This window comes from Cryobacterium inferilacus, assembly GCF_019599185.1.
In the GTDB taxonomy this organism is placed as follows: domain Bacteria; phylum Actinomycetota; class Actinomycetes; order Actinomycetales; family Microbacteriaceae; genus Cryobacterium; species Cryobacterium inferilacus.
Map to the genome: position 1 here is coordinate 153,990 of NZ_JAIEUL010000005.1, position 20,828 is coordinate 174,817.

Sequence of the window (20,828 nt, forward strand, 5' to 3'; positions counted from 1 at the left end):
CGCTAGCGCGTCGAGGCGTGGATACGTTCGATCAGTTCGATGGTGCGAATCGCGTCGGCGGGGTCGACCGGTAGCTCTCCGCCCCGAAGCAGTGCGTCGGCCAGGACGGCGTAGAACGCGCTGTAGCTCCCGCGTCTGGTCGGCACGGCCACCGTGGCGCCGTCGACACCCAGGCGCCCCCAGCTGGACTCGGGTTCGACGCCGAAGTCCGCGTCCTCCGGGCGTGCGCCGGCCTGGATCGCGTCCTCCTGACCGTCGAGTCCCCACTTGACGTAGGCGCTGGTGGATCCGAGCACCCGGTAGCGCGGCCCGACCTGGGCCGCGAACTTACTCATCCACAGCTGCGACGACACCCCGGACGCGTGCTGCAGCGACACGAAGCTGTCATCGTCCGCGGCAGCGTCGGACCGGCGGGTGCGCACGTCTGCGCTCACGGCGCCGTCCAGGTCGGCCACGGGCCCGAACAGCTGCACGGCCTGGTCGATGAGGTGGGCGCCGAGGTCGAAGAGAATACCGCCGCCGGCGGCCGGCGTCGCCTGCGCCTTCCAGCTGCGGGCAGGGCCCGGCTTGAAGGACTCGAACCGGGACTCGAACCGGTGGACCTCACCGAGCGCACCCTCGGCCAGGAGGGCCTGCAGGGTGAGGAAGTCGCCGTCCCAGCGCCGGTTCTGGAACACGGTGATCGGCAGGCCGAGGCTCGCGGCCCGGTTGACCAGTTCCCAGCCCTCCTGCGAGGTGGTGGAGAACGGCTTGTCGATCACCACGGCCAGTCCGGCATCCAGCGCCGCGTGCGCCAGCGGAACGTGGGTCTCCGGCGGTGTGCCGATGACGACGAGGTCGAGCTCGTCTCGGGCGAACAGCTCCTCAGCGGTGCCGAGGACCTGCACGTTCGGGTAGGCCGCCTGCGCCGCAGCGGCCCGCTCGGCATTGCCGGTGACGATGACATCGAGGGAGTAGTCGGGGTTGGCCGCCAGGAACGGCGCGTGGAACACCCGGCCGGAGAGCCCGTAGCCGAGAACCCCGGCACGGATCGGACTGGTCTGGTCGGTGTCGAGCGGTGAAGATGTCATTGCCCCAGGGTACGCCGTGCCCGTCAGAGGCGGTTCACGCCGGTCACCCGCAGCACGGCGATCCCGGCCTCGTCACTGGCCGCCAGGTCGACGGTGGCGCTGATGCCCCAGTCGTGGTCGCCGGCCGGATCGTCGAAGATCTGCCGTACGGTCCACACCTCAGTGCCCTCGTCGAAGATGATCAGGCCGGCACCGCGCGCGTTCGCCCCGACCAGCAACTCGTCGTGGTCGGCGTAGTAGCCGTCCATGGCGTCCGCCCAGGCATCCGCCCCGAAGCCGTGCGCCCGGTCGAGGTCGCCCAGGGCGTCGTAGTTCTCCAGCGCGGCCAGCTGCACCCGGCGGAACAATTCGTTCCGCACCAGGATGCGGAAGGCGCGGGTGTTGGTGCTGAGCCGGTGCGGCGCGGGCGGCACGACGACGTGCGCGGTGGCCTCGTGCGCGGCCAGGTCGGGGTGGATGAGCTCCTCCCACTCGTCGAGCAGGCTGGAGTCCACCTGCCGCACCAGCTCGCCGAGCCACTCGATCAGGTCGAGCAGGTCTTCGGTCTTGGCCTCGTCGGGGATGGTCTGCCTGGCGGCGCGGTACGCATCCGAGAGGTAGCGCAGCACCACCCCCTCGCTGCGGGCGAGCTTGTAGTAGGCCACGAACTCGCCGAACGACATGGCGCGCTCGTACATATCGCGCACCACGGTCTTGGGCCGCAGCGGGAAGTCGGCGATCCAGGGCTGGGACTGCTTGTAGGTCTCGAAGGCGTAGCTGAGCAGCTCATCGAGCGGCTTGGGCCAGGTGATCTCCTCGAGCAGCTCCATCCGCTGGTCGTATTCGATGCCCTCACTCTTCATCGCGTTCACGGCGTCACCGCGGGCCTGGAACTGCTGGCCCATCAGTACCGGGCGCGGGTCGTCGAGGGTGGACTCGACCACCGAGATCATGTCGAGCGCGTAGGTCGGCGCCTCGATATCGAGCAGGTCGAACGCGGCCAGCGCGAACGGTGACAGCGGCTGGTTGAGCGCGAAGTTCGCCTGCAGATCCACGGTGAGACGGATGCTGCCGTCCGCGCCCTGCTCAACGATCCCGGCCGCGCGCAGGGTCTTGTAGATACCCAGGGCCCGGCGGGCGTGCGCGAGCTGCCGCTTCCACGGCTCGTGGTTGTCGAACACCAGCGAGTACACGTTGGCGAACGCGTCGCCGCCGCGAGCGATCACGTTGATGAGCATGGCGCTGGTCATCTGCATGCTCGAGGTGAGGGTCTCGGGTTCGGCGTCGACGAGGCGGCGGAACGACGGTTCGCCCCAGGAGACGAACCCCTCCGGGGCGCGCTTGCGGATGATCTTGCGCTTCTTCTTCGGGTCGTCTCCGGCCTTCTGCACGGCCTTGAGGTTCTCGGTCTCGTGGTCGGGGGCCTGGATCATCACCGTTCCGGCGGTGTCGAAACCGGCCCGGCCGGCGCGGCCGGCGATCTGGTGGAACTCGCGGGCGTTGAGCTGGCGCATCTTGACGCCGTCGTACTTGGTCAGCGCCGTGAACAGCACGCTGCGGATGGGCACGTTGATGCCCACGCCGAGGGTGTCTGTACCGCAGATCACCCGGAGCAGGCCGCGCTGGGCGAGCTGCTCGACCAGCCGGCGGTACTTGGGCAGCATGCCGGCGTGGTGCACGCCGATGCCCATCCGGATGAGCCGGGAGAGGGTCTTGCCGAAGCTGGTGGTGAACCGGAACTCGCCGATCAGCTCGGCGATGGCCTCCTTCTGCTCCTTGGTGACCACCTTGACGCTGGAGAGCGCCTGGGCCCGTTCGAGCGCGGCGGCCTGGGCGAAGTGCACGATGTAGACGGGCGCCTGTCCGGTCTTGAGCAGGTCCTCCACCGTCTCGTGCACCGGGGTGGTCTCGTAGAAGTAGTGCAGCGGCACGGGGCGCTCCACGCCGGTGACCACAGCGGTGTCGCGGTTGGTGCGCCGAGAGAGGTCGGCGGCGATATCGGTGACGTCGCCGAGGGTGGCCGACATCAGGATGAACTGCACCCGCGGCAGCAGCAGCAGCGGTACCTGCCAGGCCCAGCCGCGGTCAGGGTCGGAGTAGAAGTGGAATTCGTCCATCACGACCTGGTCGACCGGGGTGTCCTCACCGTTGCGGAGGGCCAGGTTGGCGAGGATCTCGGCGGTGCAGCAGATGATCGGGGCGTCGGAGTTGACCGACGAATCCCCCGTCATCATGCCCACGTTCTCGGCGCCGAAAATCTCCACCAGGGCGAAGAACTTCTCGCTCACCAGCGCCTTGATCGGTGCGGTGTAGAAGGTGCGTTTGCCGGCCGAGAGGGCCGCGAAGTGCGCACCGACGGCCACGAGCGACTTGCCGGTACCGGTGGGGGTGGAGAGGATCAGGTTCGCCCCAGAGACGATCTCGATGACCGCTTCCTCCTGCGCCGGGTAGAGCCTGAGACCGGCATCCGCCGCCCACGATTCGAAGGCCTCGAACAGCTGGTCGGGATCGGTGACGTGCGGGAGGGCGGTGAGGGTTGCCATGATCCCCCAATCCTCCCCTATCCGACCGGTGGCGTCCTCCAGTGCATCAGCCAGGCGAGCAGATAGGCGCGGCTGTTGCCGTCATCGATACGTTCCGCCGGCAGGCTCTCGGCGGTGGTCAGGGCGGCGGATGCGGCGTCCGGCCCCTGCAGGCCGGCGTACATCAGCAGGTAGTCGCCGAACATCACGTCGTAGTCGTCGTTCACGAGGGTGTCGGCCAGGTTGACGCCGACCCGGTCTGGGTCCCGGCCGAGGTAGCCGGCAACGGGGCTCATCGGCAGCACCAGAATGCCGAGCATGGCGCTCGGTTCGGCGCTGAACCAAGTGGCGTAGTCGCGTTTGCCGCCCCAGACCAGGGAGGTGACGGTGTGGTCGAATCCCGCGTAGACCGGCTCGGCCAGGTCGAAGTCGGTCCAGTAGGCGCTGGCGGAGGCGGCCTCGTTGGCGAGCATCCACTCGGCCTCGGCCGTGAGTTCGGCCTGGTCGGTGGCGGCGGCCCAGAGCGCCAGGCCGTTCCAGGCCGTCACCGCCTCCGAGCTGGACTCCTGGTTGTTGCCGTCGCCGAACGGTGCCGTGCCGCTGGCCCAGGAGTGCCCGGCGTAGGCGTCGAACACCCGTCGGTCGGGGAAGTACTCGCTGCCGCCGCTGGTGGCGAGGTCGGCGGCGAGCAGGTTCAGCACCGGTGCCCATCGTGCCGCGGCGGCCGGGTCATCGGCCGCGATCGCGGCGGCGGCGTAGAAGAAGTAGCCGTAGTGGAAGTGGTGGTCGTTGAACTCGTCTGAGCCGAACGACGTGGCCAGGCCCACGATGCCCTTCGCTTCGTCGTCGTAGACGAAGCAGCGTTCGGTGCGGTCCGCGCAGCCGGTCGGCTCCAACCACTCGTCCAGGGCGGTGCTGAGCCGCTCGGTGAGCTCGGCGGCGGCATCGTCGGCGCCCACCTGGCGGGCCACCTGAAGCAGGTTGGCCGCCCGGTAGAGCGACTTCCCACCGAAATAGGTGTCTGCGGCGAAGGTGCCCGTCGTCTCCAGGTCGGCCCGCACCTGGTCGGCCAGGCGTTGCCGGTCCTCGCCGACCACGGTGGACAGGTCGAGTGCGCCGCGGGGGTGCACGGTGGGCACCGACCAGGTCAGCGCGGTGCCGGAACACAGGGTGAGGGTGCCGTAGATGCTCGGGTAACTGCCCGCATCGCAGCGGGCGCCGTCGGCGAGGCCGGCCTGCTGGTGGGGCAGGGCGGCGATCAGGGTGTCGCCGCCATCGACGGTGTCGTAGCGGATGGTCGTGGTCGCCGCATCCGCCCCGGTGTCGTACTCGAGGCTGGTGCCGGTGAGAGGCGCGGCGGCGGCGAGGGTCTCGATCGACCCGCCGTCGGGCACGGCGAACCAGGTGGCGGTGGCCGCTCGTGGCAGCGACAGTGTGCTGCCGTCGTCGCTGAGGCTGCCGGCGGAGACCAGCCCGTACTCAGTGCCGTTCACCTCGGTGCGCCAGACGCCGTCGCCGGCGGGTGTGAACCCGGCGGGCAGGGCGAGATCAACGTCGGTAGCCGCGGTGAACGTCACGAACGGTGACCCCTGGGCGATGACGGTGCTGCCGAGATCGGCACCGGCGGCGCTGGCGGTGATCGTGACCGAGGCCTCGTCGTAGGCGCTGACGATCTGCTCGACGGCCTGCCCGTCCGCGTTCAGGCGCACGCGGATGTGGTCGGCGAAGCCGCCGAGGATGACGGCGCTCTCGCTGGTCACCGTCGGCAGCCCGAAGGCGAACCCGGTGTCGGTGAGTTGGAAGGACAGCGGCAGGGGGAACACCGGCATGGATTCCTCCCCGAAGACCAGCCCGGAGAACCAACGGTTGGTCGGCGGGATGAGACCGCCACCGATCCGGGCCTCCGGCAACGGCTTGACGGTGCGCTGCGGCACGGCGTTGACGAGCGGGCCGATCTCCGAAGTGGGAAAGATCTCGGTCGTTGCGGGATCGACGGTGTTGCCGCTCGTGCCGGCGGGGCCGCCGGGTGACGACACCGCCGCGGGGGTGCACCCCACCAGCGCTGCCACGGCGAGCGTCACGGCAACCAGGCGGAGCGGCCGGGAGGTTCGGAGAATCGAGGCGTTGGAGATCATCGTCGCAGTCACAGTCCGATCGTTTGCAGGAAGCCGTGGAACCCGTCGCCCACACCGGCAAGAGGGCCGTCGTCACGGAGGGAGAGGGTGGCCGCGACGGGGGTGCCCGGCGCGACGAGTCCGTTGAACTCCCCGTCGGCGAGACCGGTGCTGATCACCCTGGCCGTGGTTTCCGCCTGACCGTCGACCGTCGTCACCTCCACAGTGTCCAGATTCCCGCTGATACGGGCCTGGTTGGGCAGCACGATCTGAACCGGAGCGCCCTCCTCGATCCGGGCGTAGTCGGTGCTGGTGAGCACGAACTGCGCGGAGACGTACAGCGACCCGCCCCGGTTGATGGTCGCCAGCACCTGGCCGGCCTGCACGAACGAGCCGCGTTCGGTGGTGATGCCGGTGACGGTGCCGTCGATGGAGGCGGTGAGGGTGAGGACACCGTCCGGCGACACGGAATAGGCCACATTTTCCAGGCTCACCAGTCCCTCGGCGACGTCGGCCTGCAGGGTGGGGCTCTGCACGGTGAACATCGGCTGGCCGGCGCTCACGGCATCGCCCTCCTCCACCAACCGCTCGATCACGATTCCGCCGTAGTCCGTGCCCACCGGGTACTCCGCGGCCTGGATGGACGCCGACGCACTGGCGACCTGGGACTGGCGCTGGTTGAAGATCACGGTGAGCACGGCGACGAGGGCGAACACCCCGACCAGGCCGACCAGGAGTTTGAGACGGTTGACCCAGGTCATGCGGTCACCGCCTCACTGTGCCGGGCATCCACCGGGCGCGGGTGCCGCCGCCCGCGCTCAGCCGCGAAGCTCAGCCGCGTCTGGCGGCTTTCGTGCAGGGCCGCGCCGATGAAACTGCCGAGGATGACGGTGTTGGTCACGTTCCACGCCGTGGCGAGGGTTGCGGTTCCGATACCGATGTCCCGCCACACGGCCACCACCGAGGTGAGCAGCAGGAAGACGAAGACGAGCAGCTGCGGAATCATGAAGTTGAACGGCGACGTGACCTGCGACTTGTTACCCGTCGCCCGCCACTGCTGTTCCTTGCCGATCACCACGTTCACCAGCGCGGCCAGGTAGATCGGGAACGACGCGGCGGCCAGCATCAGCGTCTCCCAGCGGAAGGACCCCATCGTGTAGAAGGCCAGGCCGACCTGCATCAGGTAGAAACCCGCGTAGTAGAGCAGCCACGTGGCCAGGTTGATGGAGAGGTTCATCGGCCGCAGGTCGAAGTAGATCTCCAACGGCGGCACCGCCAAGAGCAGCAGCGGGGCGACGCCGGTGAGGTAGAAGGATGCCGTGACCAGGTATTGCAGACGCTGGTCGAAGGTCAGCCGCCGGCGCGGGCTGAGCGGATTGCTGTTCAGGAGGATCTCGAAGCCGCCCGTCGCCCAGCGCAGCTGCTGCTTGGTGTACGCCTCCACGGTGTCGGGTGCGTGACCGGTGGCCAGGACCAGCGGGATGAAAATGGTCTTCCAGCCGCGCTCGTGCAGCTTGAGCGAGGTCCAGACGTCTTCGGACTTCGAGTCGGTGTACATACCGCCGACGTCGTTGATCGCGTCACGGCGGAAGATCACGTTCGTGCCCACGCAGAAGGCGGCGTTGAAACGGTTGCGGCCGGGCTGGATGAACCGGTAGAACACCGCCTGCATGTAGCCGGCCCCGCGAGAGATGACATTGTGCAGGTTGCTGTACGCCTGCGGGGTCTGCACGAACGCGACCTTGTCGTCGACGAAAAACGGCAGGGTCTCCACCAGGAAGTCCGGGGCCGGAACGAAGTCCGCGTCGAAGATCACGAAGTACTCCCCCGTGCTGGCCGTGAGGGCGTGGTTGACATTTCCGGCCTTGGCCCCGCCAGAGCTCAACCGGCGCAGGTAGCGTGAACCCAGCTCGGCCGCGAGATCGCGAACCTCATCGGACCGGCCGTCATCGAGCACCCAGGTCAGGTGCGCCCCGCGGATCGCGAGCGCCGCGGTGACGGTCTCCCGGATCACGTCCAGACCTTCCCCATAGGTGGTGATGAAGACGTCGACACTGGTGGGCTGCCCGTTCAGGTACAGCGGCCGCCGGTCAGAGCCGGGGCTGCCGATTCCGCGGGGGTTGGAGCGGGTGGCGAACAGGGTTGCCCTGGCCTGATGGAAGGCGAAGTCGCGCGGGTCCTGAGAGCCGGACAGGATCGTCCACATCGACAGGAGGGCCTGGAAGATCAGCATGGACTCGGCCACGATGACGAGGGTGTACGGCAGCCAGTCGCCACGGCTGGCCGGGTTGAGCAGAAAATTCGCGTAGGCCAGGATTCCGATCGTGGCGACCACCACCAGAAGCACCAGGGACGGCGCGTGATCGTGCCCGGCGCGTGCCGGCCTCACCAAGGCAGTAGGGCCCCGGTCGCGGTGCGGCGGGATCCCCTGCAGGATTGCGGGTTCGTCGGGGCGGGGATGAAGGGTCGTCATCCGTGTCTCATTTCGGCTGCCGGATTCGGGTCCGGGGTTCGCGAGGGTGGTTCTCGGGCGAGGCTCGCGGGAAATGGTTCGACCGGCTCTGCGCGCTAGGGACGCGGGAAAGCCGGCGGCGGGCGTCGTTGGCCGGTGTGTCGATGGGGCGAGGATCGATGGAGCGGGCTAACGCGAAGCATCCGGTGTGGGGCGGGTCTCCCGCACGACTGGACCTGCGGCAACTCTAGGCACCATCCGTGAGCAAAGCCCAGCGTTTGTGCGCTTTCGTGGGCAGGGTTTTCCTGTTCGTAACACGACGTTAATCCGTGCCTTCCCGTTGCCCCCTGGGCGGGGGACGGTGTCGGAAGGCAGCCCGTAAGGGATTCGTAAGCCGGCCGAGACCCTTCTCCCAGCGGGCAAACCTAAGCTGAACGCATGAGAGCACGCATCTGGTTACCGGCACTGGCCGGCCTGGCCGCCGTGCTGGCCGGCTTCGGTCTGGCCGAGTTGACGGCCGGGCTGATTGCTCCGGGGGTCAGCCCGGTCCTGGTGGTCGGCGCGCTCCTGATCGATTTTGCGCCGGCCTGGGCGAAAGACCTGATGATCGGCCTGTTCGGCACCGCCGACAAAGCTGCGCTGATCGTGTTCATCGCCCTGGTCGCCGCGGTGCTCGCGGCCCTGGCCGGCATCTGGGAGTACCGCAGGCCCCCGTTCGGTCGATACGTGATCGTGGCCGCGGGGCTCGTGGCGCTGGTCGCCGCGCTCACTCGCGCCGGCGCCTCCCCGTTCGACGCCGTGCCGCCGGTGCTGGCGATGCTGGTCGCCGCCGTCGTGCTCACGATGCTCGTCACCCGGCTGCGCGCCGGCTCGGCTGCCGGCGCGGACGGCCAGGTTCAGCCCGCCACCGGCCTCGACCGGCGGCGCTTCCTCGCCTACACCGGCGTCAGCGCCGGCGTCGGCGTGCTCGCGGCCGTCGGCGGCCAGCTGCTCTCGGCCGGCAGCCGGGCGGCGGATGCGGCGAGGGCGTTGTTCACCCTGCCCGCCGCCACGACACCGGCGGCGCCTCTGCCCGCCGGGGCGTCGTTCGACATCGACGGGCTCACGCCGATCATCACCCCGAACGCGGACTTCTACCGCATCGACACCGCCCTGTCGGTGCCGCGCGTCGACCCGTCCACCTGGACGCTGAAGATCACCGGGCTGGTCGAGAACGAGGTGGAGATCGACTTCGCCGAGCTGCTGGCGCTGCCCTTGGAGGAGAGCACCACGACGCTCGCGTGCGTGTCGAACTACGTGGGCGGCGACCTGATCGGCAACGCCCTCTGGTTGGGGTATCCGATCCGGGAACTGCTGGCGCGGGCGAAGCCGACCGCCGAGGCCGACATGGTGCTCTCCCGCAGCGCGGACGGCTGGACCGCGAGCACGCCGCTGGAGGCGCTCACCGACGACCGCAACTCGATCCTGGCCGTGGGGATGAACGGCGACCCGTTGCCGCTCGAGCACGGCTACCCGGTACGGATGGTGGTGCCGGGCCTCTACGGCTACGTGTCGGCCACCAAGTGGGTCACCGAGCTCATCGTCACCCGGTTCGACCGGGAGACCGCGTACTGGTCCACCCGCGGCTGGTCGGAGAAGGGACCGGTGAAGTTGTCGAGCCGGGTGGACGTGCCCCGCGGGAACGCCACCGTCGAGGCGGGGACGGTGACGGTGGCCGGCGTGGCCTGGAGCCAGCACGTGGGTGTGTCGGCCGTGGACGTGCAGGTGGACGGCGGCGACTGGAACCCGGCGACCCTGGCCGATGCGATCTCCGTGGACACCTGGCGGCAGTGGCGCTGGGACTGGGATGCGCCGAGCGGGTCGCACACCATCCGGGTGCGGGCCACGGACGCCAACGGCCTCGTGCAGACCAGCGAACTCGCCGACGTCGCGCCCGATGGCGCCACCGGGTTGCACGAGATCAGCGTCTCGGTGTCCTGATCGTGGTCGGCATGTTGAGCCCGGCCGAGATAGCCCACTTCGACGCTCTGCTGCGTGCCCGACGCCGCGAGCTCGAGCTCGAACTGGCCCGGCAGGGCGACAGCCTGGCCGCCGTGCGTGCGGCCCGAAGCGGCGGGGACGCCGACGACGAGCACGATCCGGAGGGTCCAACCCTCTCCGCCGAGTGGTCGTTGCGGGCGGGGGTGCACGGTGAGCTCGCCGCCGCACTCACCGCCATCGACGCCGCGCTCACCCGCATCCGTGACGGAGGGTACGGTCGGTGTCTGCGCTGCGGTGAGCCGATCGGGTTCGACCGGTTGGCGGCCCGGCCGGCCGCCGAACTCTGCATCGACTGCGCCCGCGCACTGTAGGCCGGTCCGCCGAGGTGCTCGCACTCCCCTAGGCTCAAGCCATGTCATCGTGGGGGCGCGTTCGACTCGGCTGGGGGCCGAGCCTGGTTACGGCTGTGCTCTGGCTGGGCAGCGCGGGCGCCTTCACCTACCTGGCCTGGCAGGAGCGCATCCCGCGTCAGATTCTGGCCCATGTGCTGCCGGAGTCGATCCCGTCCAACCTGGTGTATCTCCCCTTCCCCTGGATCGTTGTGGTTCCCGCACTGTCGACGGTCACCGTTTTCGTTGTGCACCTGCTGCTCGCCGGCATCGTCAACACGGATGCCTCCGGGCCGCGGTTAACCCGTTTTCTCGCGCTCTGGTTCGTGGCCGTCGTCACCGGGGTGCTCGCCACCGCGCCGTTTGCGCTCAGCGCCATCATCACCGCGTTTCCGCCCAGCCGGGCCGCGTTCATCCTCGATGCGGCCGGCAGTGTGATTCTGCAGAGCGGCTACTGGGGTCTGCTCCTCGGCTGGATCCCGGCCCTCCTGGGTGTGCGCCGGGCGGCACCTGCACGCGGTGCCGCCGCGTCCCGCCGCCCGGTGCTGGTTCTCGCCGGCATCGTCGTAGTGGCGCTCGGCCTGTCCACGGTCACCCTGGGTGCCGGTGCTCGCGCGGCCAGGGTCGCGTCGGCCGAGTCGTCGTTCACCTCGGAGGGCGAGGCGCTCGGGGCCGCACCGGACCCCGACGTGGAGTCCACTCCCCCGCCGGCGATCGCGCCAGGCGCCGACCTCGACGACGTCGACCCCACCTGGTGCACACCAGAGCAGGCCACGCCGCTGCTCGGTGACCCCGATGCCGCCACCGGGCACCGCGTGCTCAGTATCGAGGTGATGAACTTCTCCGACACCCCCTGCGTGCTCGACGGCTACCCCGACCTCGCTTTTGCCGACGCGGACGGGTCAGCCATCGACGTGACGGTCACCCACGGCGGCTCGTTCATGGCCGAGGACCCGGGGGCGATGCCGATCACCGTGCCCGCCCAGGGATACGGCGTGACCCACATCGGCTGGAACGCGATGGCCACCGAGGGCGAACTGGCCACGTACACGCTCTACTCCGCGCTGTATCCGGGGCTGGAGCGCGGCTCCTGGCCGATCACCCTCGACATCGTGGCCGGTGGCGAGGTCTTCGTGACGGCCTGGGCGGTCAGCGACGCGTACCCGCCCACCGAATAGCCGAATTCGTCGGTCGTTCAGGCCGTCGACCCTCCTCCACAGCGGGTGGGTTTCGGGGTTGTCCACCAGTGATTCACTGGCATCGGGAGTGTCGGTGGTGGGTGCTTGACTGTCCCTATGGCCCCCTCGACTGCCACCCCAGACGACCTCCCCGACGATGCCTCGGCTGAGCTGGCGGATCCGGTCGCGGCGGCGATCCAAGCGGTCATCGACCCGCTGATCGAGAACGAGAAGACGCTGGCCGGCTGCTACGCCGAGCGCACCCGGCTGCTGGCCGAGCTCGACCGGCTGGGCCGAGAACCCCGCATCATCGCCGGGCTTGGCGGGGACCCGGTCGAGTCCGGCCGGAACGACCCGGATACCGGCGCGCACGGCCCGGCCTGGGACGACGAGGAACTCGGCCGTCGTTGCATGGCCGCCGAAGCCGCCGGGGCACTGCGGCTGAAGGCCGGCACGGCCGGCCTCCTGATCTTCTCCGCGTGCCGCCTCACCGGCCAACTGCCGGGCTTTCATGCGGCCCTGGCCCGGGGCAGCATCACCTGGGGGCACGCGTTGAAGATGCTCGACCTCACCGACGGGGTCCCCGAGGCGGTGCTGCCCGCGTTTGAGGCGAGAGTGCTGCCCGCGGCGGAGAAACTCACCTCGACGCAGTTCGCCCGGGTCGCTGGCCGCATCCTGGAACGGATGCACCCGGTGCCGCTGCAGGATCGCGCCGGCACCGGCTTCACCAAGCGCCGGGTCGTGGTGAACCCCGACGCGGACGGCATGGCGTGGTTGAACGCGTATCTGAAGGCCGAGGATGCCCAGGCGATCTACGACCGGCTCAGCCACATCGCCGCCGAGGTGAAGGACGACACCGACACCGCACCGGGCGCGGGCACCGACCCCGCGCACCCCGGCCGCACCACGGACCAGCGCCGCGCGGACGCCTACCGCGACCTGCTGCTGGACGGCATCGGCCCGAACGGGCTCGGCCACGGCATCCGCGGCACCGTGCACCTCACCGTGCCCGCGCTGACCTTGCTGGGACGCAGCGACGAACCCGCCATCCTGGAGGGGTACGGGCCGATCGACCCGGAATCGGCCCGGCGGATCGCCGGCACCGCGACCAGCTGGAGTCGCATCCTCACCCACCCCGAGACCGGCTGCCGGCTCAGCATGGGCCGCGAGCAGTACGCGCCACCGGCCGACATGCGCCGCTACCTGCAGGCCCGCGACCACACCTGCCAGGGCATCGGCTGCACCCGCCGCGCCACGCTCAGCGAAATCGACCACACCCGCCCCTGGAACACCGGCGGCAGCACCGACGTCGACAACCTCGTGCACCTCTGCAAACCCTGCCACCGGCTGAAACACCAATCCAGCTTCAGCACCAGCCAGAGCCCCGGCGGCACCCTCATCTGGACCACCCCCGGCGGCAAAAAATACACCAGCCGACCCGAGGCCCCCGGGCCGGGCCCAGACCCCTCCTCGTTCTGACGCCCGGGTTCGCACTACCGTCACCGGCACACACGCGATAGAACGGGGTGATGACCGAGCCCTCAGCGACCGCAGGCAACGCCGGCCCAAACGACACCGGCCCAGGCACCACCGCCCGATGGATGCAGGACTATGTCGAGGCGTGGTCCACGAACGATCCCCACCGCGTCCAGGCGCTCTTCACGGAGGATGCGTCCTACTTCACCGACCCGTTCACTGAGCCCTGGCGTGGTCACGACGCGATTGTCGCGGGCTGGCTGGAGCGCGCGGATCAGCCGGGCAGCTTCACCTTTGAGTGGTCACCACTCGCGAGCACGCCCGATGTGACCATCGTCCAGGGCGTCACCCGTTACGCGGAGGGCACGGTGTACAGCAATCTCTGGGTGATCCGCTTTGCACCGGACGGCCGCGCCCGAGAGTTCGTCGAGTGGTGGATGGACCAGGCCAGGCCATCCGGAACAAACCCCGACTAGCTCGGGACCTCGCCCCACTCGGACTGCTCGGCGACGAGCTCGGCCGACGCTGCCCGATGGGCGCGGAGAGCGGCGAGAGTGGTGAACAGGCCCAGCACCAGGGTGCTGACCAGAAAGACCAGGACGCCCTGTTCATCGGTCAGCGAACCGAGCACAACGATCAGGCCGCCGACGATCATGGCGAGGCCGGCCAGCCAGGTGTACTGCCGAGCCGCGCGGTGTCCGGCGGTCCAGGCACGGTCGGAGAGCAGCATGGGGCCGAAGCGCATCCCCACCACCGAGTTGATACCCACCCGTCCCCGCGCCGGTGCTTCAACGGCCACGATCACGATGATCCCGCCCAACGCCCAGATAATCCCGCCGATGATCATGCCCGCCCCCGATTGCCTGTCATTCGTTCCATCCACCCTAGCGATCACTCACACTCGGCCCGCCCCTCACCAGCACTGGTCAAACGGCCCGGCACACGGTACAACAGGTGTCAGGAATCCGGCGTAGAAAGGAGCCCGGCATGGGCATCGTCTCACCAGGCTTTTTCGGTCGTCGTCGCCGCGACGACCCGGCGCTTCCCCCCGGCCAGTACCTCACCGAGAGCTTCCCGGTGCTCTCGGCCGGCCCTACCCCGCGCATCGGCCCTGACGAGTGGGAGTTCACCATCACCACCGAGACCGGCCAGGTGCATCGGTGGAGCTGGGACGAGTTCCTCGCCCTCCCACAGGAGGACGTGACCGAGGACATCCACTGCGTCACCAGCTGGTCGAAGCTCGGCACGACCTGGCGCGGCGTCTCCCTCGACACCCTCTTCGAATCGGTCGAGTCCGACTGCGAATTCACCATGGCGCACTCCTACGGCGGCTACACCACCAACGTGCCGCTCGAGGACCTGCTCGGCGGTAAGGCCTGGATCGCGCACGAGTTCGACGGCGCCGCCCTGGAGCCGGAACACGGCGGACCGGCCCGACTGCTGGTGCCGCACCTGTACTTCTGGAAGAGCGCCAAGTGGGTGCGCGGCCTCGAGCTGCTTCGACAGGACGAACCCGGCTTCTGGGAGAGCAACGGCTATCACATGTACGGCGATCCCTGGCGGGAAGAGCGGTACTGGTGAGAACCGGTTGGAACGTGGCGGAGGTGATCGGAGTGACCCAGGAAACACCAACAGCCCGCACCCTGCGCCTGCGCCTGCCAGGACTGGCCGGGCACCGGGCGGGGCAACACGTGGACGTGCGCCTGAGCGCCCCGGACGGCTACACCGCCGTGCGGTCGTACTCGGTGGCCTCCGCCTGGCCAGGTGACGAACTCGACCTCACCGTGGAGGAACTGAGCGACGGCGAGGTGTCCCCGTACCTGGTGCACCAGGTGGCGGTGGGCGACCGGCTCGAGGTGCGCGGTCCCGTCGGCGGCTGGTTCGTCTGGGACCCCGCCGACCCGTCGCCGGTGCAGCTCATCGCCGGCGGTTCCGGCGTGGTACCCCTGATGGCCATGCTCCGCGCCCACGCCACGGCCGACCCCCGCAGTCCCGGCGCGGCCGCCCCGTTCCGGCTGCTCTACTCGGTGCGGAGCCCGGCCGCCGTGTACTACCGGGCCGAACTCGACGCCCTCGCCCGGTCACCGCTGGTGGACGTCACGCTCGTCTACACCCGCGAGGCGCCGCCCGGCAGCCGCCGCCCGCCCGGCCGACTGGAAGCGCCGGCCCTGGCCGCCAGCACGCTGACCCCGGCCGAGAACCCCGCCGTGTTCGTCTGCGGAGCCACCGCCTTCGTCGAGACCGTCGCGGATTGGCTGATCGAGGCCGGGCACTCCGCATCCCGGATCAAGACCGAACGCTACGGCGGCACCGGCACCAGCCCAGGGACCAGACCGTGACCGGCGACCTGGACCGGTACGACTACCTGGACGGCAACGCCGCCGCGGGGCCATTGAGCGAGATCTTCGCCATCGACGTGCTCAGCGCCCGCGGTCGCTGCGCCGCCTGCGGCCGCACCGACGCCATGGCCACCGCCCGGTTGTTGCCGCACTCGCATGGCCTGCTGCTGCGCTGCCCGGGCTGCTCCGCGATTCTGCTCCGCCTCGTCGACACCGGGCACAGCGTCTGCCTCGACCTGCACGGCCTGAGCTTCCTCGAACTGCGGCGGCAGCAGAACGGTTCCCAGCCAAACCCGCCTCAGCCCACCTAGGCTGAGATCGGCGGACCATCCGCCTCTCAACCGGGAGCGTGCATGCAGGGTTCGGTCGTCCTCGACGTCATTCTTATCGTTCTGCTGGTCGCCAGCCTCGGCGCCGGCTATCGCAGCGGCCTGATCGGCAGCATCAGCGGGGTCCTGGGCCTTGTCGCCGGCGCCGTCGCGGCCTACTTCATCGTGCCGCTCGTGCCCACCTGGGTGCCCGCCGCCGAGTGGCGCACCCCGGCGTCGATCGCCGCCGCCCTCCTCCTGGTCGTCGCCGGCCTCACCGTCGGTGAGTCCATCGGGCACGCCCTCCGCCGCCGCACCCCGCGCAAGCTCCGCGGCATCGACAGGCTCTTCGGTGCCGTGGTCGGTGTGGCCGCCGCTGCCGCCGTGATGTCGATGGTGGCGTTCAGCGTGAGCGCCCTGGGCATCCCCCTGCTCACCTCCGCCATCGCCTCGTCGGGAGTCGTGCGTACCATCGACTCCGTCACCCCCGTGCCGGTCAAGAGCTTCCTCGCCGAACTGCGCTCCACGGTCCTCGACGACGGCCTGCCCGTGATCGCGGATGCGTTCGGCGGCCAGGCCCCCACCCTGCCGGAGGTGCAGCTCGACAACGCCGCCCTCGACACCGCGGCCGCGTCCGTGCTGCGCATCACCGGCAACGCCGTGGCCTGCGGGCAGAGCCAGTCCGGGTCGGGATTTGTCATCGCCCCCGAGCGCGTGATGACCAACGCCCACGTCGTGGCCGGGGTCACCGAGGCCGTCGTCGAGGTGCCGGGCGGCGGCGCTCTCACCGGCGAGATCGTCTACTTCGACCCGGTCGACGACCTCGCCGTCATCGCCGTGCCCGGCCTCGACACCGCGCCGCTGACCCTGCAGGGCGACCTCGCGGTCGACAGTGAGGCCGTCAGCCTCGGTTACCCCTTCGGCGGACCTTTCGACTCCGACCCGGCCAGGGTGATGTCGGTGGATTCGGTGCTCGTCGCCGACATCTACGGGCAGAACCCCACCCCGCGCGCCGTCTACACCCTCGCCGCCGATGTGCAGCAGGGCGAATCCGGCGGCCCCCTGGTGGCCGGGGACGGCCGGGTGGCCGGTGTCATCTTCGCCAAGGCCGCCAACACCGCCAACGTCGGCTACGCCCTGGCCATGTCGGAGGTCACCCCGGTCGTCGACCAGGCAGCCGGCCTCGCGTCGGCCGTCGACTCCGGCACCTGCGTCCAGGGGTAGCTTCGCCCGGCGGGGGTATGTTGACCGCATGACCTACCGGCCTGAGGACTACCGGGAACCCCTTGAGCAGGCGGCGCGAGCGGCCAGGGAGTGGTTGGATTCCCTGCCGTCGCGGCCCGTGAAACCGCGGGAACCGATCGACACGCTCTCGGCGGCGATGCACCTGCCCCTGACGGAGCAGCCCACCGACGCTGCCGAGGTGGTGGCCGAACTCGCCAGGCTGGCCGACCCCGGCCTGATGCCCATCGGCTCCGGCCGCTTCTTCGGCTGGGTGATGGGCGGCACCCTGCCGGCCGCCCTCGCCGCGGACTGGCTGGTGAGTGCCTGGGACCAGAACAACGGCCTGCGCTACGCCACACCGGCGGCCGCGGCCATCGAGGAGCGGGCCGGCGCCTGGATCCTCGATCTGCTGCACCTGCCCGCCGCCAGCGCGGTCGGATTCACCACCGGCGGCACCATGGCGAACTTCGTCGGGCTGGCCGCCGGGCGTGGTGCCGTGCTCCGCTCGGTCGGCTGGGACGTCAACCGGGACGGCCTCACCGGAGCGCCCCGGCTGACGGTGCTGGCCGGTGCAGAGGTACACAGCTCGGTGCTGCTCGCCCTGCGCTACCTGGGGCTCGGCGAACCGACCATGGTCGCCGCTGACCCGCAGGGCCGCATCCGCCCCGATGCCCTGTCGGCCGCTCTGGCGAGCGTCGACGGCCCCTGCCTGGTGGTGCTGCAGGCCGGCAATCTGCACTCGGGGGCGTTCGACCCGATGCGCGAGTCGGTCCGGCTGGCCCACGACGCCGGCGCCTGGGTGCACGTGGACGGGGCCTTCGGGCTGTGGGCGGCGGCGAGCAGCCGGTGGGCCACGGCCCTGGACGGACTCGACACCGCCGATTCCTGGGCGACGGATGCGCACAAAACCCTCAACGTTCCCTACGACTGCGGTATCGCCGTCGTCGCCGACCCCGCCGCCGTGCGATCCGCGTTCGCCGCGCACACCAGTTACTTCGTGCGGGATGACGCCGGTGCCGCCGAACCGATGGACCTGGTTCCCGAGCTGTCCCGGCGGGCACGGGGCATCCCGGTGTGGGCGGCGTTGCGCTCGCTCGGTCAGAGCGGCACCGTGGCCCTCGTCGAGGGTCTCGCCGACAACGCCGGCGCCCTCGCCGAGGGGTTGGCGGCGCTGCCGGGCGTTGAGGTGCTCAACGACGTGGTCTTCACCCAGGTGTCGGTCTCGTTCGGCAGCGACGACCGCACGGTGCGGGTGACCCAGGCGCTCCTGGAGGACGGCGCCGTCTGGATGTCCGGCTCGCACTGGCGTGGACGGGCGGTCCTGCGCATCTCGGTGAGCAACTGGTCGACGGATGACACGGATGTGGCCGTGGCCGTCGACGCCGTGGCACGCGCCCTCGCCGCGGTCACCGCCGCCGATCGGGGTGACCCGCGGGAGTGAGCCCACCCGCCGCCTGTCAGACTAGATCTCATGACTATCACTGCCGCCGCTGACGGATCCGCCCTCGGAAACCCCGGCCCCGCCGGCTGGGCCTGGTACATCGACGACAACAACTGGGCCGCCGGCGGCTGGAAGCACGCCACCAACAACCAGGGTGAGCTCAAGGCGGTGCTCGAACTCTTCCGCGCCACCGCCCACGTCGACGACGACCTGCTCGTGCTCTGCGACAGCCAGTACGTGATCAACTCGGTGACCAAGTGGATGCGCGGCTGGAAGGCCAAGGGCTGGCGCAAGGCCGACGGCAAACCGGTGCTGAACCTCGACCTGCTGCAGGAGATCGACGAGGCCCTCGTCGGCCGGAAGTACCGGTTCGAGTGGGTCAAGGGTCACGCGAACCACCCGCTGAACGAGGCCGCAGACTCCCGCGCCCGAGCGGTCTCCGAGGCCTACCAGCGCAACGGCACGATCCCCACCGGACCGGGCTTCGTCGCCGGCGGAGCCGCGCCCACGAAGGCAGCAGCGCCGACGAAGGCAGCGCCGACGAAGGCAGCAGCACCGGCGAAGGCGGCCGCGCCGCGCGCATCCGCCGATCTGGGCCTGTTCGACCTCGAGGTGGAACGCCCGCACACCGTGCAGGTGGCGCTCAGCGCCGAGGAGCTCGGCCGGCTCAAGCGCCGGGCGACCGGCCGCGGAGTCAGCCCGGAAGAGCTGCTCCGCGACCTGATCTGATCTGATCTGATCTGACCCGCTAGCTGCGGGGCTTGGCCGGCTTCGTGGCCTTGGCCGCGTTCTTGTGCGGCAGCAGGGTGTTGGCCTCGTCCAGCGACATGCCGTTGGTCTCCGGCACCTTGGTGAGCACGAACAGGAACGACAGTCCGGCGAACAGGGCGTACATTCCGTAGGTGAGCGGTAGCGACCACGACGACATCGACGGGAATGTCACCGTGATCAGGAAGTTCGCCACCCACTGTGCGGCGGCGGCCAGGCCGAGGGCCTTGGCGCGGATGGAGTTCGGGAAGATCTCACCGAGCAGCACCCACACCACCGGGCCCCAGGAGGCGCCGAAGGAGATCACGAACACGTTCGCCGCGACGAGCGCGATCGGACCCCAGGCGCCCGGCAGGGTGAGTTCGCCGTCGATCGTGACCGACTGGCTGAACGCGACCGCCATGGTGGCCAGCGACACCGTCATGCCGATGGAACCGCTGAGCAGGATCGGCCGGCGACCGATGCGGTCGACGAGGGCGATCGCCACCAGGGTGACCAGGATGTTCGTCACGGATGTGGCCACCGAGATGGTCAGCGAGCTGGATTCCTCGAAGCCCACCGCGCTCCACAGGGTGGTCGAGTAGTAGAAGATCACGTTGATGCCCACGAACTGCTGGAACACCGACAGGATGATGCCGACCCAGACGATGGGCTTGAGGCCGAAGACCGGGCCGCGCAGCGAGCCCGTGCGCTTGGCCGTGACGTCGTCCTCGATCGAGGCCTTCATGTCGCGCAGCTCGCGGTCCACGTCACCGTTCGGCCACACCCGGTGCAGCACCTCGCGGGCCTTCTCCTCCTTGCCGTGCAGCACCAGGAATCGCGGCGACTCGGGCAGCAGCAGGGCGATCACGGCGTAGACCACCGCCGGGATCACGGCGATCAGGAACATCCACCGCCAGGCCTCAAGGCCGAACCAGAACATCTCGCTGGCGCCGCCGGCCGATGCCGCGAACACGGCGTCGGAGAGCAGCGCCGCGAAGATACCGATGGTGATCGACAACTGCTGCAGCGAGCCGAGCCGGCCGCGCATCTGCCGCGGCGAGATCTCGGCGATGTAGGCCGGCGCCACCACGGAGGCCAGTCCGATGCCGATGCCGCCGACCACCCGCCAGACGATCAGGTCGACGACGCCGAAGGCGAGGCCGGAGCCGACGGAACTGGCGAAGAAGACGATCGCGCCGATGAGCATCACCGGGATCCGGCCGTACCGATCCGCAATCCGGCCGCCGAGGAACGCGCCGGACGCCGCGCCGAGCAGCGCACTGGCGACGGCGAAGCCGGTCACGGCCTCACTGAGGTCGAATTCGCCCTGGATCGCCTCGACCGCGCCGTTGATCACCGAGGAGTCGAACCCGAAGAGGAACCCGCCGAAGGCGCCGGCGATGGCCAGAGCGATCACCTTACGGTTCGTCGCGGGTGTATCCGCCGGCATCCGCTCTGCCGTGGACCCTGTCGTCTTACTCATCGCAATTTCCCCCGTATTCGCCGATGCCGTCTGGGCAACCTGAAAATCCTACGCCGGGTCGAGCGGGGTCTCACACCGCGCGGCCGGATTTCGCCCTGGGCATATCCCGGCCGGTCTTCACTG

Annotated in this window: 18 protein-coding genes; 11 read left to right on the forward strand and 7 right to left on the reverse strand. The window is 69.8% G+C overall.

Going from position 1 to position 20,828, the window contains the following annotated elements:
* Nucleotides 1-2 precede the first annotated feature (2 nt).
* Genes K2F54_RS06820 through K2F54_RS06840 form a run of 5 tightly spaced genes read right to left on the reverse strand, consistent with a single transcriptional unit; the run spans nt 3 to nt 8,158 of the window.
* Entirely contained in the window at nt 3-1,070 is a 1,068-nt protein-coding gene (locus tag K2F54_RS06820; protein WP_220605098.1) for a Gfo/Idh/MocA family protein, read from the reverse strand.
* Between the two features lie 23 nt (nt 1,071-1,093).
* On the reverse strand, nt 1,094-3,592 hold the full coding sequence (locus tag K2F54_RS06825; RefSeq protein WP_220605099.1) for a DEAD/DEAH box helicase: 2,499 nt from the start codon (nt 3,590-3,592) through the stop codon (nt 1,094-1,096).
* Nucleotides 3,593-3,609: 17 nt separating this feature from the next.
* The gene (locus K2F54_RS06830) at nt 3,610-5,718 is read right to left on the reverse strand and encodes a glycosyl hydrolase (RefSeq protein WP_220605100.1); all 2,109 of its coding nucleotides are present in this window, start codon (nt 5,716-5,718) and stop codon (nt 3,610-3,612) included.
* Nucleotides 5,715-6,446 (reverse strand): efflux RND transporter periplasmic adaptor subunit, encoded by a 732-nt coding sequence (locus tag K2F54_RS06835; protein WP_220605101.1) that lies wholly within the window; start codon nt 6,444-6,446, stop codon nt 5,715-5,717. Before K2F54_RS06835 ends, K2F54_RS06830 begins: the two co-directional genes overlap by 4 nt.
* Nucleotides 6,443-8,158, reverse strand: a complete 1,716-nt coding sequence (locus K2F54_RS06840) for a glycosyltransferase family 2 protein (protein WP_220605102.1) — start codon at nt 8,156-8,158, stop codon at nt 6,443-6,445. Before K2F54_RS06840 ends, K2F54_RS06835 begins: the two co-directional genes overlap by 4 nt.
* A gap of 417 nt (nt 8,159-8,575) precedes the next feature.
* Between K2F54_RS06840 and K2F54_RS06845 the strand changes: the two genes are divergently transcribed.
* The 5 genes from K2F54_RS06845 to K2F54_RS06865 all read left to right on the forward strand — a co-directional run bounded on the left by K2F54_RS06845 (nt 8,576) and on the right by K2F54_RS06865 (nt 13,636).
* Complete coding sequence (locus K2F54_RS06845; RefSeq protein ID WP_220605103.1) at nt 8,576-10,117, forward strand: molybdopterin-dependent oxidoreductase; 1,542 nt, start codon at nt 8,576-8,578, stop codon at nt 10,115-10,117.
* A gap of 11 nt (nt 10,118-10,128) precedes the next feature.
* Nucleotides 10,129-10,488, forward strand: coding sequence for a TraR/DksA family transcriptional regulator (locus K2F54_RS06850; RefSeq protein WP_220605104.1), 360 nt, complete (start codon nt 10,129-10,131; stop codon nt 10,486-10,488).
* A 41-nt stretch (nt 10,489-10,529) separates the two neighbouring features.
* Nucleotides 10,530-11,684: a DUF4232 domain-containing protein gene (locus K2F54_RS06855; RefSeq protein WP_220605105.1), complete on the forward strand. Its 1,155-nt coding sequence runs from the start codon at nt 10,530-10,532 to the stop codon at nt 11,682-11,684.
* A 117-nt stretch (nt 11,685-11,801) separates the two neighbouring features.
* Nucleotides 11,802-13,163: an HNH endonuclease signature motif containing protein gene (locus K2F54_RS06860; RefSeq protein ID WP_220605106.1), complete on the forward strand. Its 1,362-nt coding sequence runs from the start codon at nt 11,802-11,804 to the stop codon at nt 13,161-13,163.
* A gap of 50 nt (nt 13,164-13,213) precedes the next feature.
* A complete protein-coding gene (locus tag K2F54_RS06865; RefSeq protein WP_308287552.1) occupies nt 13,214-13,636 on the forward strand; it encodes a nuclear transport factor 2 family protein in 423 nt (140 codons plus the stop codon).
* Here K2F54_RS06865 and K2F54_RS06870 read toward each other — a convergent pair.
* Nucleotides 13,633-14,043: an SdpI family protein gene (locus tag K2F54_RS06870; RefSeq protein ID WP_220605107.1), complete on the reverse strand. Its 411-nt coding sequence runs from the start codon at nt 14,041-14,043 to the stop codon at nt 13,633-13,635. The two genes, K2F54_RS06865 and K2F54_RS06870, sit on opposite strands and share 4 nt — an antisense overlap.
* A 104-nt stretch (nt 14,044-14,147) precedes the next feature.
* Between K2F54_RS06870 and K2F54_RS06875 the strand changes: the two genes are divergently transcribed.
* Genes K2F54_RS06875 through K2F54_RS06900 form a run of 6 tightly spaced genes read left to right on the forward strand, consistent with a single transcriptional unit; the run spans nt 14,148 to nt 19,201 of the window.
* Entirely contained in the window at nt 14,148-14,741 is a 594-nt protein-coding gene (locus tag K2F54_RS06875; protein WP_220605108.1) for a sulfite oxidase-like oxidoreductase, read from the forward strand.
* Nucleotides 14,742-14,773: 32 nt separating this feature from the next.
* Nucleotides 14,774-15,499: a ferredoxin reductase gene (locus K2F54_RS06880; RefSeq protein ID WP_308287553.1), complete on the forward strand. Its 726-nt coding sequence runs from the start codon at nt 14,774-14,776 to the stop codon at nt 15,497-15,499.
* Complete coding sequence (locus K2F54_RS06885) at nt 15,496-15,810, forward strand: DUF6510 family protein (RefSeq protein ID WP_308287554.1); 315 nt, start codon at nt 15,496-15,498, stop codon at nt 15,808-15,810. Before K2F54_RS06880 ends, K2F54_RS06885 begins: the two co-directional genes overlap by 4 nt.
* A 42-nt stretch (nt 15,811-15,852) precedes the next feature.
* Nucleotides 15,853-17,031: a MarP family serine protease gene (locus tag K2F54_RS06890; RefSeq protein WP_220605109.1), complete on the forward strand. Its 1,179-nt coding sequence runs from the start codon at nt 15,853-15,855 to the stop codon at nt 17,029-17,031.
* A 28-nt stretch (nt 17,032-17,059) separates the two neighbouring features.
* Nucleotides 17,060-18,472, forward strand: coding sequence for a pyridoxal phosphate-dependent decarboxylase family protein (locus K2F54_RS06895; RefSeq protein WP_220605110.1), 1,413 nt, complete (start codon nt 17,060-17,062; stop codon nt 18,470-18,472).
* A gap of 30 nt (nt 18,473-18,502) precedes the next feature.
* Nucleotides 18,503-19,201, forward strand: a complete 699-nt coding sequence (locus K2F54_RS06900) for an RNase H family protein (protein WP_220605111.1) — start codon at nt 18,503-18,505, stop codon at nt 19,199-19,201.
* Between the two features lie 19 nt (nt 19,202-19,220).
* On the opposite strand, the gene K2F54_RS06905 is transcribed toward K2F54_RS06900, so the two are convergent.
* A complete protein-coding gene (locus K2F54_RS06905; protein ID WP_220605112.1) occupies nt 19,221-20,705 on the reverse strand; it encodes a sugar porter family MFS transporter in 1,485 nt (494 codons plus the stop codon).
* Nucleotides 20,706-20,828 lie beyond the last annotated feature (123 nt).

Excerpts from the sequence above, each read along its gene's own strand:
- K2F54_RS06820 (WP_220605098.1), bottom strand. The coding sequence starts at position 1,070 with ATGACATCTTCACCGCTCGACACCGACCAGACCAGTCCGATCCGTGCC.
- K2F54_RS06825 (WP_220605099.1), bottom strand. The coding sequence starts at position 3,592 with ATGGCAACCCTCACCGCCCTCCCGCACGTCACCGATCCCGACCAGCTG.
- K2F54_RS06835 (WP_220605101.1), bottom strand. The coding sequence starts at position 6,446 with ATGACCTGGGTCAACCGTCTCAAACTCCTGGTCGGCCTGGTCGGGGTG.
- K2F54_RS06840 (WP_220605102.1), bottom strand. The coding sequence starts at position 8,158 with ATGACGACCCTTCATCCCCGCCCCGACGAACCCGCAATCCTGCAGGGG.
- K2F54_RS06845 (WP_220605103.1), top strand. The coding sequence starts at position 8,576 with ATGAGAGCACGCATCTGGTTACCGGCACTGGCCGGCCTGGCCGCCGTG.
- K2F54_RS06850 (WP_220605104.1), top strand. The coding sequence starts at position 10,129 with ATGTTGAGCCCGGCCGAGATAGCCCACTTCGACGCTCTGCTGCGTGCC.
- K2F54_RS06855 (WP_220605105.1), top strand. The coding sequence starts at position 10,530 with ATGTCATCGTGGGGGCGCGTTCGACTCGGCTGGGGGCCGAGCCTGGTT.
- K2F54_RS06860 (WP_220605106.1), top strand. The coding sequence starts at position 11,802 with ATGGCCCCCTCGACTGCCACCCCAGACGACCTCCCCGACGATGCCTCG.
- K2F54_RS06865 (WP_308287552.1), top strand. The coding sequence starts at position 13,214 with ATGACCGAGCCCTCAGCGACCGCAGGCAACGCCGGCCCAAACGACACC.
- K2F54_RS06875 (WP_220605108.1), top strand. The coding sequence starts at position 14,148 with ATGGGCATCGTCTCACCAGGCTTTTTCGGTCGTCGTCGCCGCGACGAC.
- K2F54_RS06890 (WP_220605109.1), top strand. The coding sequence starts at position 15,853 with ATGCAGGGTTCGGTCGTCCTCGACGTCATTCTTATCGTTCTGCTGGTC.
- K2F54_RS06895 (WP_220605110.1), top strand. The coding sequence starts at position 17,060 with ATGACCTACCGGCCTGAGGACTACCGGGAACCCCTTGAGCAGGCGGCG.
- K2F54_RS06900 (WP_220605111.1), top strand. The coding sequence starts at position 18,503 with ATGACTATCACTGCCGCCGCTGACGGATCCGCCCTCGGAAACCCCGGC.
- K2F54_RS06905 (WP_220605112.1), bottom strand. The coding sequence starts at position 20,705 with ATGAGTAAGACGACAGGGTCCACGGCAGAGCGGATGCCGGCGGATACA.